This window comes from Leifsonia sp. GW821-FHT13C05 (genome assembly GCF_058806515.1).
In genome coordinates this window covers 665,701-678,182 of sequence record NZ_JBXAPT010000001.1, presented here as the reverse complement: position 1 = coordinate 678,182, position 12,482 = coordinate 665,701, and the positions used below count along the sequence as shown (strand labels likewise).

Annotated in this window: 13 protein-coding genes; 9 read left to right on the top strand and 4 right to left on the bottom strand. The window is 68.2% G+C overall.

The features are described 5' to 3' along the window. Positions 1-32 precede the first annotated feature (32 nt). From AC1ROC_RS03280 to AC1ROC_RS03265, 4 genes are all read left to right on the top strand, one after another. Complete coding sequence (locus tag AC1ROC_RS03280; RefSeq protein WP_247597386.1) at positions 33-974, top strand: carbohydrate ABC transporter permease; 942 nt, start codon at positions 33-35, stop codon at positions 972-974. Further along, positions 971-2,017, top strand: a complete 1,047-nt coding sequence (locus AC1ROC_RS03275; protein WP_247597387.1) for a carbohydrate ABC transporter permease — start codon at positions 971-973, stop codon at positions 2,015-2,017. The genes AC1ROC_RS03280 and AC1ROC_RS03275 overlap by 4 nt, the downstream gene beginning before the upstream one ends. A gap of 47 nt (positions 2,018-2,064) precedes the next feature. Then, complete coding sequence (locus AC1ROC_RS03270) at positions 2,065-3,264, top strand: glycoside hydrolase family 3 N-terminal domain-containing protein (RefSeq protein ID WP_168689368.1); 1,200 nt, start codon at positions 2,065-2,067, stop codon at positions 3,262-3,264. 107 nt (positions 3,265-3,371) lie between these two features. Next, positions 3,372-3,923, top strand: coding sequence for a YceI family protein (locus tag AC1ROC_RS03265; RefSeq protein ID WP_085368439.1), 552 nt, complete (start codon positions 3,372-3,374; stop codon positions 3,921-3,923). Between the two features lie 89 nt (positions 3,924-4,012). Here AC1ROC_RS03265 and AC1ROC_RS03260 read toward each other — a convergent pair whose 3' ends face one another. The 4 genes from AC1ROC_RS03260 to AC1ROC_RS03245 are packed head-to-tail and all read right to left on the bottom strand — an operon-like array spanning position 4,013 to position 8,061. Beyond that, on the bottom strand, positions 4,013-4,690 hold the full coding sequence (locus AC1ROC_RS03260; RefSeq protein ID WP_168689369.1) for a TMEM175 family protein: 678 nt from the start codon (positions 4,688-4,690) through the stop codon (positions 4,013-4,015). A 28-nt stretch (positions 4,691-4,718) separates the two neighbouring features. Next, complete coding sequence (locus tag AC1ROC_RS03255; RefSeq protein ID WP_247597388.1) at positions 4,719-5,789, bottom strand: FUSC family protein; 1,071 nt, start codon at positions 5,787-5,789, stop codon at positions 4,719-4,721. 18 nt (positions 5,790-5,807) lie between these two features. Continuing rightward, a complete protein-coding gene (locus tag AC1ROC_RS03250) occupies positions 5,808-6,938 on the bottom strand; it encodes a winged helix DNA-binding domain-containing protein (RefSeq protein ID WP_492998069.1) in 1,131 nt (376 codons plus the stop codon). 55 nt (positions 6,939-6,993) lie between these two features. Beyond that, positions 6,994-8,061: an App1 family protein phosphatidate phosphatase gene (locus AC1ROC_RS03245; RefSeq protein WP_085368436.1), complete on the bottom strand. Its 1,068-nt coding sequence runs from the start codon at positions 8,059-8,061 to the stop codon at positions 6,994-6,996. Positions 8,062-8,265: 204 nt separating this feature from the next. On the opposite strand from AC1ROC_RS03245, the gene AC1ROC_RS03240 reads away from it, so the two are divergent. From AC1ROC_RS03240 to AC1ROC_RS03220, 5 genes are all read left to right on the top strand, one after another. Continuing rightward, positions 8,266-8,925 carry a TetR/AcrR family transcriptional regulator gene (locus AC1ROC_RS03240; RefSeq protein WP_492998067.1) on the top strand — a complete coding sequence of 220 codons (660 nt, stop codon included), beginning with the start codon at positions 8,266-8,268 and terminating at the stop codon, positions 8,923-8,925. Positions 8,926-9,165: 240 nt separating this feature from the next. Then, a complete protein-coding gene (locus AC1ROC_RS03235) occupies positions 9,166-10,056 on the top strand; it encodes an ABC transporter ATP-binding protein (RefSeq protein ID WP_434948511.1) in 891 nt (296 codons plus the stop codon). Beyond that, positions 10,053-10,739: an ABC transporter permease gene (locus AC1ROC_RS03230; protein WP_168689373.1), complete on the top strand. Its 687-nt coding sequence runs from the start codon at positions 10,053-10,055 to the stop codon at positions 10,737-10,739. Before AC1ROC_RS03235 ends, AC1ROC_RS03230 begins: the two co-directional genes overlap by 4 nt. After that, entirely contained in the window at positions 10,736-11,485 is a 750-nt protein-coding gene (locus tag AC1ROC_RS03225) for an ABC transporter permease (RefSeq protein ID WP_168689374.1), read from the top strand. The genes AC1ROC_RS03230 and AC1ROC_RS03225 overlap by 4 nt, the downstream gene beginning before the upstream one ends. A 49-nt stretch (positions 11,486-11,534) precedes the next feature. Beyond that, complete coding sequence (locus tag AC1ROC_RS03220; protein ID WP_168689375.1) at positions 11,535-12,467, top strand: ABC transporter substrate-binding protein; 933 nt, start codon at positions 11,535-11,537, stop codon at positions 12,465-12,467. The last annotated feature ends 15 nt before the right edge of the window (positions 12,468-12,482 follow it).

Sequence of the window (12,482 nt, the reverse complement as noted above, 5' to 3'; positions counted from 1 at the left end):
GCCGACCGACACCGACAGAAAGCACCGACCCCATGACAGCGATCGACCGCCAGCGACCGACAGCGCGCCGCGTGGCGCGGCGCACCCCGATCACCTGGCTGCGCGGAGGAGGCCTCAGCAACCTCCTCTTCCTGCTGCCGATGATCGTCATCTTCGGCGTCTTCTCCTGGTGGCCGATCGTGCGCAGCGTGGTGATGAGCTTCCAGCACACCAATCTGGTCTCCGCCCCCACCTTCGTCGGCTGGGACAACTTCGTGCAGGTCGTCAACGACCCGCTGTTCTGGACCGCGATCGGCAACACGGCCTGGTTCGCGTTTCTCGCGCTCCTCCTGGGCTACCCGATCCCGCTGATTGCCGCCGTGCTGATGAGCGAGGTCAAGCGCGCGAAAGGGCTCTACAGCGCCCTGGCGTATCTGCCAGTGGTCGTGCCGCCGGTGGTGGCCGTGCTGCTGTGGAAGTTCTTCTACGACGCGAGCCCGACCGGCGTGTTCAACACGATCCTCGGCTGGGTGGGCATCCCGCCGCAGCCCTGGATCCAGGATGCGACCCAGGCGATGCCGTCGCTGGTGGTCGAGGCGACCTGGGCGGCCGCCGGCGGCACCATCATCATCTACCTGGCGGCGATCACCGGCGTCGCGCCGGAACTCTACGACGCCGCCGAAGTGGACGGCGCGAACATCTGGCAGAAGATCTGGCACGTAACGATGCCGCAGCTGAGGAGCATCCTGCTGATCACCCTCATCCTGCAGATCATCGGCACGGCGCAGGTGTTCCTGGAGCCGTACCTGTTCACCGGCGGCGGCCCGGTCAACTCGACCGTGACCGTACTGCTGCTCATCTACCGCTACGCGTTCCAGAACTCGCTGGGCGGCGACTACGGGGCGGCGACCGCCCTCAGTCTGATGCTCGCCGCGTTCCTCGCCGTGCTCTCGCTCGTGTACTTCCGCCTCACCAAGTCTTGGAGCCAGAATTGACCACCTCGACCGATTTCACGCCGGAGGTCATGAACGTCATGACCGACGAACTCGACGACGCCGGGCTGCAGCAGGGCGGCCGGAGAGGCGGAGGGCGTCGCGGGCGCGGTGGCCGCGGCAGGCGCGGCCAGGGGCGACGGGGCCAGGCGCGATGCGGTGACGCTGCGGGGGACCGCGGCATCCTGTCGCCGTCCGACTGGCGCAAGCCGGGCATCCGGTGGGGGACGCGCATCACCCATCTAGTGCTGTTGCTGCTGCTGATCGTCGTCGGGCTCGGGCCGCTGCTCTGGCTCGCGAAGTCGGCGATCACGCCGACGCAGGACACGCTCAGGACCCCGATGGCGCTGTTCCCGAACGGCGTCGACTGGGCCAACATCTCCACCGCGTGGTCGACGGTGCACATCGACGTGCAGTTCATGAACACGATCTGGGTGGCGCTCGGCTCCTGGGTGATGCAGATCGTGGTGGCGACGACGGCCGGATACGCGCTGAGCGTGCTCCGGCCGAAGTACGGCAAGGTGCTCTACGGACTGATCCTCGGCACCCTGTTCGTGCCGTCGGTGGTGCTGCTCGTCCCGCTGTACCTCACCATCCTGAACCCGCCGCTGCTCGGCCAGTCGCTGATCAACACGTTCTGGGCGGTGTGGCTGCCGGCGGGCGCGAGCGCGTTCAATGTGGTGCTGATCAAGCGGTTCTTCGACAACCTGCCTCGCGAGGTGTTCGAGGCGGCGCGGACGGACGGCGCCGGACCGTTCCGGTTGTTCTGGTCGATCGTGCTGCCGATGTCGAAGCCGATCCTCGGTGTGGTGTCCGTGTTCGCGATCATCGCGGCATGGAAAGACTACCTCTGGCCATTGCTCGTGCTGCGCGATCCGGCCATCCAGCCGCTGTCCGTGCGCCTGCCGACGTTGCAGGCGGCGATCCAGCTGGACGTGTACCTCGCGGCGCTGGCGATCTCCACGCTGATCCCGATCGTGCTGTTCCTGGTGTTCCAGGGGCTGTTCCTGCGCTCGGCGGGACTAGGCGGCGCCGTGAAGGGCTGACCGGCGGCCGACCGGCGGCCGCCCCGCTGCGCGACTACCATCGAGAGGTGAGGAGTCGACGAGGAACCCGGACGGCAGCGCTTGCGCTGACGGTCGCGGCCGCCGTCGCCGTCACGGGATGCGCGACCGGCGCGCCATCCGGAGCAGCGGGTCGCACAGCGTCCGCCGCACACAGCTCCACGGCCACGCCGTCGCCGACAGCCACCGCCGATCCGGTGGCCGCGTACGCGCGGGCGCGGCTGGCGAACATGACGCTCCGGCAGAAGGTCGCGAGCCTCCTGATGCTGCACCAGCCCGGCACGGACGGGTCCGCTCTGCGCGGCTTCGTCGACCGGTACGGCGTCGGCGGCATGATCCTGATGGGCGACAACATCCCGGCGAGCCCGGCCGCCCTGGCCGCCCAGAACGCGACGATGACGGCCTCCGATCCGGAGCTGCCCCCGCTGGTGGCGATCGACGAGGAGGGTGGAGACGTCACCCGGCTGCCCTGGGATTCGCTGCCCGGCGCCGACGCGCTGAAGTCCGAGCCGCCGGCGGCGACCCAGACGGCGTTCGCCCAGCGCGGCGCCCTGCTGAAGCAGGCGGGCGTCACGGTCAACTTCGGCACGGTCGCCGACACGACGGCCGACCCCGGCTCGTTCATCTTCGACCGCGTGCTCGGCACGACGCCCGCCGCGGCCGCCGAGCGCGTCTCGGCGTCGGTGACCGGGGAGCGCGGCCAGGTCTACAGCACGCTCAAGCACTTCCCTGGGCACGGCGAGACGGAGGCGGACTCGCACACGAGCATCCCGGCCACCGGCCTCAGCGTCGCCGACTGGCAGACCAGGGATGCTCCACCCTTCGCCGCAGGGATCACGGCGGGGGCCGAGCTGGTCATGTTCGGCCATCTCGTCTACAGCGCGGTGGATGCGGCTCCCGCGTCGCTCTCCGCGCCCTGGCACCGCATCCTGAGCGACCGGCTGGGCTATCGAGGGGTGACGATCACCGACGACATGCGGATGCTCCAGGACTCCGGCCTCGCGCAGTACGCCGACCAGCGGGAGAACGCGATCCAGGCGCTTGCCGCCGGCAACACGATGCTGCTCTACGTGCTCCCCGCCGATCCAGCGGCGGCCGGCCTCGACCCGGATGCGCTGGTGGATGCCGTCGTGGCGGCCGTCGGTTCCGGCCGCATCCCAGCCGCCCAGATCGATGCGGATGCCAGGAAACTCCTGGAACTGCGGCGCTCGCTCGCGGTAAAAGAGTGACGCGTCAACTTTTTTTCGGATTTCCGGAATAGCGGAACGGTCCATACGCTTGCATGTACCTGTACGGCGTGCGGAGCGCCGCAGACAAACTTCAAGGAGATCAACGAATGACCATCGACATCCCCGGATACAAGGCAGGCACCTGGACCATCGACCCCGCTCACTCGGAGGTCGGCTTCAGCATCCGTCACCTCATGATCAGCAAGGTCAAGGGCGTCTTCGAGAACTTCGACGCCACCTTCGTCACGGCGGAGAACCCGCTCGAGTCCACCGTGACCGCCAAGGCCGACGTCGCCTCTGTCAACACCAAGGACAAGAACCGCGACGCGCACCTGCGCACCGGTGACTTCTTCCTCGCGGACGAGTTCCCGACCATCGACTTCGTGTCCACCGGCGTCCGCCACGAGGGTGGCGACTTCCTCGTCGACGGAAACCTCACCATCAAGGGCGTCACCAAGCCGGTCACCTTCGACTTCGACTTCGGCGGCTTCGGCCAGGACCCGTACGGCAACTACAAGGCCGGCGCGACCGCCAAGGCCACGATCAACCGCGAGGACTTCGGCCTCACCTACAACGCGGCCCTCGAGACCGGCGGCGTGCTCCTCGGCGAGCAGGTCACCATCACGCTCGAGCTCCAGGCGGTCCTCGCCGACGCGTAAGCGCCGCGACACCGTACAGACAGGGACTCCGCTTCGGCGGGGTCCCTGTCGTCGTTTCGGGTCAATGGTGCCGGGTCAATGACGCCACATCAGTGGTGCCGCTTCCGCACACCGGGCGGCCTCGCAGCACGGAAGCGGTCGAACACCGGGTTGAGGAACTGCACCAGGAAGGCGAGCGAGCCGAACCACGGCGCGAGCGCGACCGTCAATGCCGCCAGGACCAGGGCGACGATGGTGCCAGCTCTCGTCGAGTGCACAGCGGCGGGGGAGAGGCCGGCGACCAGTGAGCGCTTCGGCGACGTGAGATAGAACCAGTGCAGCGCCGTGAGACCGATCACGAACAGGAAGTTGATGGGCAGCAGGATGCGCCCGGCGACGAAGCCGTTGTACTCGCTGGCCAGGCTCGTGGTGAACGGGATCAGCACGACGCCGAGCAGCCGCACCGTGTTGAGGAGCGTGGCGCGCGGGTCCACCTTGACCACGTACTCGAACTGCCAGACGTGGATGCGCCACAGCGTCGCCAGCAGCAGGAAGCTGATGATGAGGCTGACGAACCCGAACGACTGATCGCCGAGGGCGGCCCAGAGTTGCGCATCCGTGTGGATGTCGCCGAGCTTCGTGACGTCGAGGTCGAGGACCAGCAGCGTCGCCGCGATGGCGAAGACGCCGTCGGTGAACGCTTCGAGTCTTCTGGTGGAGACCGGGGCGTCGTCGGTGTCGGCCACCTCGGCCGCCGAGCCTCGAGGAGGGCTGCTGTCAGCGGACATGCGGCCATGCTACGGCCACACTCGCCGATCAGGCGGTCTCTTCCCCGGTGATCTCGTCGTGCACGCGGCGCAGGTCTTCCATCAGCGAGCCGAGCAGCACCCAGTGGCGCGGGTCGGGCGTCGCGATGACGAGGGGAGCGGTGAGCACGGGCAGCCCTGCGGTCTCCGTGCCGGGTTCGACGACCGGCGCATCCGGATCGCGGGCGAGCAGCCGCAGGTCGTGCGCCGACCTCCGCAGCTCCTCCGCGATGGCCTGGATGGTGGGCTCGCCCGCGAGCGTGTCGTCGTAGTGATCGCGGTAGGCGCGCGTCATGCCGAGCGCGCGCGTGATGATCGGCCGGAACCGGGCGAACAGCTCGAGGTCGTGGTCGAGGGCCACCCGGTGCTTGCCCTGTCGTGGATTGAGGGTGAGGCTGTCCTCCGCCTGGGCGACGGCGGCGTCCGCCTTCTTCTCCATCGGGCGCAGCAGCCGCGCCTCGATGAGCAGCGCGTTCAGCTGCGACGGGGTCTGCGGGGTGGTGAGCGCGGTCGCCAGCCGGTCGAGGGTCGCCGCCAGTTCGGAGCCGAGCCCCAGGATGGCGCGGTGAGCGGGCTCCCACTGCACAGGGGGCACGATCGCGATGTTGATGATCACGCCGATGACGGCGCCGATGATCGTCTCCACGATGCGCGCGAGGGCGTACTCCGGGTTGGACGCGCCGACCGCGAGCACGAGCATCGCGGTGATCGGCACCTGGTTGGCGGTGCCCGGCGTGAGCTTCAGCGCCCAGGCCAGGATGATCGACACGACGACCGCCACCAGCACGATCCAGCTGTTGGTGCCGAACGCGAGGCCGATGCCGTACGCGATCAGCACCCCGACGATCACGCCGATGCTGCGCTCGATGGCCTTGCCGACCGACTGGTTCACGCTCGGCTGCACGACCAGCAGCGCCGCGATCGTCGCGAACACGGGAAGCTCGCCGGGGAGCAGCAGACTCGCGATCACCCACGACAGGATCATGGCGACCGCGGTCTTCGCCACCTGCAGGAAGGGAACCCTGCTCGCTGTCCTGATGTTGGCAGGGATGCGGATGCTGGCGGGAAGTCGTGGAGCCACGATCCCAGGCTACCGGCGTCAGCCCTCCGCGGTGACCGTCGCTGGCAGGCCGAGGAAGCGCCCGTACGCCGTCGCCGCGCGCTTCACGCCGGCGCGCTCGGCCGCGGTCAGCCGCCCGAACGGCAGCGGCTCGACGGCCACCGACGTGGATGCCGTCGTGCGCCTCCACGTGCCGGCCACCCGTCCTTTGGAGACCAGGATGGGCGCGAACACCCCGTTCTTGCCCGGCACGACCACGGTGAAGTGCGCGTCGTCGATCACCGGCGACCTGTCCTGGTAGCCGAGCAGGTATTCGTCGAACGCGGGCAGCAGGTCGACGGCGGCACGGGATGCGCCGCGTCTTTCGTTCGCGTGTTCCGCGTGCTCCCCGCCGTCCGCGTGCTCCGCCGCGACCAGGTACTCGACGCCGTCCACCTCCAGCCGGCCGATGCGGTCACCGAGCACCGCGATGGCTGTCTTGGCGCCCGCCATCGTGCCCTTGGTCCACCAGACGAAGTCTTTGACGGTCGCCGGGCCGTGCCCGAGCAGATACTGCAGCAGGAACTCGCCGAGGGCCTCGTCCGGCTCCAGCTGCCTGGCTGTGGCGGGCGGCGCCCACTCGTCCAGCAGCACGAGCGCCTGCTGCGTCTTGTGCGTCGGGCCCCAGCAGAGCACGCCGGTCTGGGCCAGGAAGTAGATGAGGTGATAGCCGCGCTGCCCGGCCGTCGCGATGCCGTTCGCCTCCCACAGCGCCATCAGCTCCGCTCTGCCGATGCGTCCTCCGCCCGCGAGGGCGTCGGTCACGATGTCGCGCGCACGGACGAAGTCGGCGGACTCGAGCTCCAGCTGCCGGTGTCTGGCCGTGAGACCGGCGACCATGCGCGTGGTCGTGACCCCGAGCATCCAGCGCAGGTCGGCGGGAGGGACGAAGTGGAGCGTGCCGCGCATCGGCCAGGACCGGATGATGCTGCCGGCGTCGAGCGCGGCGAGCACGTCGTCGCGCGTGCTGCCCGGGCTGCGGGCGCCGAGCGCCCAGCACGCGGCGCCGAAGTCCTGTGCCTGGACTGCGAGCATCCGGTGCACGACGGCGGTCGGATCGCCCGCTGCGGGAGGATCAAGCAGTTGCGCGCGTCTGCGCATCCTGAGCAGGTCGGCGCGGCGTGCTGTCATGGCCCCAGTATCCCGGACACCGCCGACACGCCAGGCGCAGCCACGGAAGGCCTGACTAGTGCAGCAGCCCGAGGTCGTTGAGCTGCTCGCTGAGTCCGGCGCCGTCCGGTGCGTACACCCACGGCGCGCCACTCAGCTCGGTGTGCTTCTCGGCCTTCGACCGGCCACCGGCGAGGACCGCCTCGCTGTTGGACAGCTGCCGGATCGCGACGGCGGTGACGCTGTCCGGGTGCGCGGTCGTGAACTCGCCGTACAGGATCTCGTCATGCTGGCCGTCGTCGCCGATCAGCAGCCACTTGAGGCCGGGGAACTCATGGGCCAGCCGTTCCAGGCTGACGCGCTTGTGCTCGCGCCCGCTGCGGAACCAGCGGTCGTGCGTCGGTCCCCAGTCGGTCAGCAGCAGGGGACCGGCCGGGAACAGGTTGCGGGAGAGGAAGCGGGTGAGCGTCGGAGCGACGTTCCACGCCCCCGTCGACAGGTAGATCACCGGCGTGCCGGGATGCGTGGCCGCCAGCCGTTCGAGCAGCACGGACATGCCGGGCGTGGCGACGCGGGCGTGCTCGTCGAGCACGAAGGTGTTCCAGGCGGCGAGCAGCGGGCGGGGGAGCGCCGTGACCATGACGGTGTCGTCCACGTCGGAGATGATGCCGAAGGTCGCCTTCGGGTCGACGATGAAGACCGGGGCCTCGAACACGCGCGTCGACTGCTCGGTGAACATCCTGACCGTGTGCCAGCCGGGCGTGAGCTGCACGGGGATGACCGTGTCGATCACGCCGCCGCGGTCAGGCATCACCGTGTGCCGGTCGCCCTCGATCTCGATGGTGACCGGGGTGTCGGAGACGGGGACGCTGGTGAACGACCGCCAGCCCCGGATGCTCTCCTCGCGCTTGCGGTGCTTGCGCTCCGCCCTGCTGCCCGGCTTCGGCTCCTTGGCGAGAACCACCCTGCCCAGGATGCGCGCCCAGGTCGGAGCTCCGTAGCCCGCGTACGGCACGACGGTCGCCAGATATCCGCGCTTGCGGGCGCGGCGGGCGCGGAAATCGTGGAACGCATCCTCGATGCGCGCCGCGCGATGCATGATGGGCTCGACGCTCGCGCCGCGTTTGTCAGGGGTGGCGGGCATATCTGACTAGTTTCTCATGGACGCTGGACACCCGTGTGCGCATCCCCCAGATCTGGGGATGCAGTATGCGGCGAGTCGGAGCGAATTCCCCGGCATAAATGAGGTTTCCCCGAATATGATCCGATTATCACGGTACTGAACGCCGTGGGGCTGGGGACCCGACAGACGTATTGTTGATCTGCAGGAAAAAAAGGAGTAGCCCTCGTGCCCATCAACGACCTCGTGGCCGGTCAGAACACATCCGGAGCACCACTGGTGCGAACCGAACCCATCCAGGAGCGGAGCGCAGCACGCATCGACGCGCTGCTCGATGCCGCTGCGGAGGTGGTGGACGAGATCGGTTTCGACCGCCTCACCACCGCGATGGTGGCCGAGCGGGCCGGCGCATCCATCGGAACCGTCTACCGCTACTTCCCGGACCGCATCGTGCTGCTCCAGGCGCTGCGCGACCGCGCTGTGGTGCGCTACCGCCAGGCGGTCGTGCAGGGCATCAGGGCGCAAGAGCCCGAGCACTGGTGGATGGCCGTCGAGTGCGCGATCGACGCGTTCGTCGGCATGTTCCGCGCAGAGCCCGGCTTCCGCATCATCCGCTTCACCGACGCGGAGCGCTCGGGAGCGCCTGAGGACGAGCAGGGCCAGGACGACGACTTCTTCGCCCACCGCTTCGCCGAGATCCTCTCCGACGAGTTCGGCCTCCCGGCCGGCGACGAGCTCACCTTCCACCTCGAAGTCGTGGTGGAGATGATGGACTCCCTCATCAACAGGGCCTTCGTGCTCGACCCCGCCGGTGACGAGCGCTTCATCGCCGAGGCCAGGGTCGTCGCCCGCGAGTACCTCGAGAAGCGCTACGGCGACAAGGCCTGAGTAGTTCGCAACACCTCCTCTAGTTGGGAATGTCAGTGGGTGGTGGCATGTTGCCATCCGATACGTCCTCCACACCGAACAGAGTGTGCAGTGCCACTGACACGGAAAGGGGGTTCGGTTGTTCCGGACCGCCCGCGCCACATTTCGACGCAATCCTTTGCCAAAGCGCCTCAATCGTGTTTGGCTGAAAGGACAGGCCTGTGTCGATCCGATGCCAACTTCGAGGAATGAGCCGCACACATGATCGAGTTCCGCTCGGTAACGAAGCAGTTCCCCGACGGTACGGTCGCTGTCGAAGACTTCTCCCTCGTCATCCCGTCGCGTGAGATCACGGTGCTGGTCGGTTCGTCCGGCAGCGGCAAGACGACCATCCTGCGCATGATCAACCGGATGGTCGACCCCACCAGCGGCACCGTCGAGATCGACGGCCAGGACGTGATGTCGCTGAAGCCCGTGCAGCTGCGCCGCAGCATCGGCTACGTGATGCAGAACTCCGGGCTGCTGCCGCACAGGAAGGTGGTCGACAACATCGCAACCGTTCCTCTGCTGCGCGGCGACAAGAAACGGGATGCTCGGCAGCGCGCCCTCGAACTCATGGACACGGTCGGTCTGGAACGCTCCCTGGCCGACAAGTACCCCAGCCAGCTCTCCGGCGGCCAGCAGCAGCGCGTTGGCGTCGCCCGCGGGCTCGCGGTCGACCCGAACATCCTGTTGATGGACGAGCCGTTCGGCGCGGTCGACCCGATCGTGCGCGACGAACTGCAGAATGAGCTGATCCACCTGCAGCGGGAGCTGGACAAGACCGTCGTGTTCGTGACCCACGACATCGACGAGGCGTTCCGGCTCGGCACGCAGGTGGTCATCTTCCGGAAGGGCGGCATCGTCGCGCAGAAGGGCACGCCCGCCGAGATCCTGGCCAACCCCGCCGACGAGTTCGTCGCGTCGTTCGTCGGCGCAGACAGGGGCAAGCGCGCCCTGCACATCGAGGAGACCCCGACGGGCAGCGTGCTCGTGGACAGCGACGGCCGCACGGCCGGTGTGCTGCGTTCGGAGGGCTCGGCCCTCCCCGAGGCAAAGGCCACGACCGCACAGGTCGTGGGTGCTCCGGCGCAGGGTGAGGAAGCGTCGTGAGTTGGCTGTGGTCGAACATCGGCCTGGTCTGGGACCTCACGGTCGCTCACGTCACGCTGAGCGTCTTCCCGATCATCATCGGGTTCATCGTCTCGTTGCCGATCGGCTGGGTGGCGAACCGCTACCGGGGAGCCCGGGGCCTGGTGCTGACCCTCGGCGGCATCCTCTACGCGATCCCGTCGCTTCCGCTGTTCGTGGCGATGCCGGCGCTGATCGGCACGAAGATCCTAGATCCGAAGAACGTGGTCGTCGCGCTCAGTCTCTACGCTCTCGCGCTGATGGTGCGCACGACCGCTGATGCACTGGCAAGCGTGCCAGGAGACGTCATGCAGTCGGCGACGGCGATCGGCTTCAGCACCTGGCGCCGATTCTGGGCTGTCGAGCTGCCGCTCTCCGGACCGGTGCTCCTCGCCGGGCTGCGGGTGGTGTCGGTCAGCACGGTGAGCCTGGTGAGCGTCGGGTCGCTCGTCGGAGTGAGCAACCTCGGAACCATGTTCATCCAAGGCCTCAACCAGTACAACAACGCCGAGGTCGTCACGGGCATCGTCGGCATCATCGTGATCGCCCTCGTCTTCGACCTCGCCCTCGTACTGCTCGGCAGGCTGCTGATGCCGTGGACGAGGCTCGGAACGACCAAGCGCGCCGCCCGCCGGGCGGCGCTGAAGGCGGTGACCGGCGCATGACCGACATCCTCGCGGCATTCGCCTGGGTCTTCGATCCCGCGAACTGGGCAGGGCCGAGCGGGATCGCCGCCCGGCTGGGGGAGCACGTCTGGTATTCGCTGCTCACCCTCATCCTGGCCGCGGTGATCGCTCTGCCGATCGGGTTCGCCATCGGGCACACCGGCCGGTTCCGCGGGCTCGCGATCGGCGTCTCGGGTGCGCTCCGCGCCATCCCGACCCTCGGTCTGGTGGTCTACCTGGCGCTGATCACGCTCAACCTGAGCATCGTCCCCCCGCTGATCGCGCTGACCATCCTGGCGATCCCTCCTGTTCTCGCCGGAGCGTACTCTGGCCTCGAATCCGTCGACAGGCGCACTATCGACGCGGCGCGCGGCATGGGGATGACCGAGCTGCAGATCCTGTTCAAGGTCGAGCTCCCGCTGTCGCTGCCGCTGATCATCGGTGGCCTGCGTTCTGCTGCGCTGCAGGTGGTCGCCACCTGGACGGTCGCCGCGATCCTGCCGGTCGGCGGCCTCGGCCGCTACCTGTTCGACGGGCTGGCCGTGCAGAAGTACGACGAAATGCTCGGCGGCTCGATCCTGGTGATCGCGCTCGCCCTCGTCACCGACGGGCTGTTCGCCATCGTGCAGCGGCTCGTCGTGCCCCGCGGCGTCGCGGCCGGCAAGGTCCAGGATGTGCGCACGAAGGACCCCTGGCGTCCGCTCGGGCCGTCCGTCCCGAACCGCCCGCTCGGCACCAACCTCTGATTTTTCCATCCCACAGTCCCAACGCACCCACCGAAAGAGAGAAACGAACATGTTCGCATCGAAGAGAGGCCGCATCGCGGCCGGCGTCCTCGCGGCGGGAGCCCTGCTGGCTCTCAGCGCGTGCTCGTCCGGCGGCGGAGCACTGGACAATTCGTCCACGTCGTCGTCGTCCGGCGACACCGTCACCATCGGCTCCGCCGCGTTCGGCGAGTCCGAGATCCTCATGCAGATCTACGGCCAGGCTCTCGAGGCCAACGGCGTGAAGGTCAACCTGAAGCCCAGCATCGGCCAGCGCGACGTCTACCTGAAGGCGCTGCAGGACGGCTCGATCGACCTCATCCCCGAATACTCCGGCAACCTGCTGCAGTTCTACGACAAGTCCAGCACGGACACCTCCAGCGACGACGTGTACGCGGCGCTCTCTAAGGCGCTGCCGTCCGGCTTCGAGGTGCTCGACCAGGCCAAGGCGCAGGACGCGGACTCGTACAACGTCACCAAGGAGTTCTCGGAGAAGTGGGGCGTGAAGAGCCTCTCCGACCTGTCCAAGGTCACCGAGCCGCTCACGGTCGGTGCCAACCCCGAGTTCGGTGAGCGCCCGTACGGCATCCCCGGGCTCAAGAGCGCGTACGGCGTGACCGCCACGCTCAAGCCGATCAGCGACTCCGGCGGCCCGCTGACCGTCGCAGCCCTCAAGAACGGCGACGTGCAGCTGGCGGACATCTACACCACGACGCCCGCGATCAAGGACAACGGCTTCGTCACGCTGGAAGACCCGAAGAGCCTGATCGCCGCGCAGAACATCGTGCCGCTGATCAACTCCAAGAAGGCCAGCTCCACGGTGAAGGACGTGCTGAACAAGGTGTCGGCCGAGCTCACCACCGAGGACCTGATCGACCTCAACGGCAAGAACCAGGGCGCGAGCAAGACCCAGCCGGATGCGCTGGCGAAGGAGTGGCTGTCCAGCCACCCCATCAAGAAGTAGCAGGAGCGCCGGAAG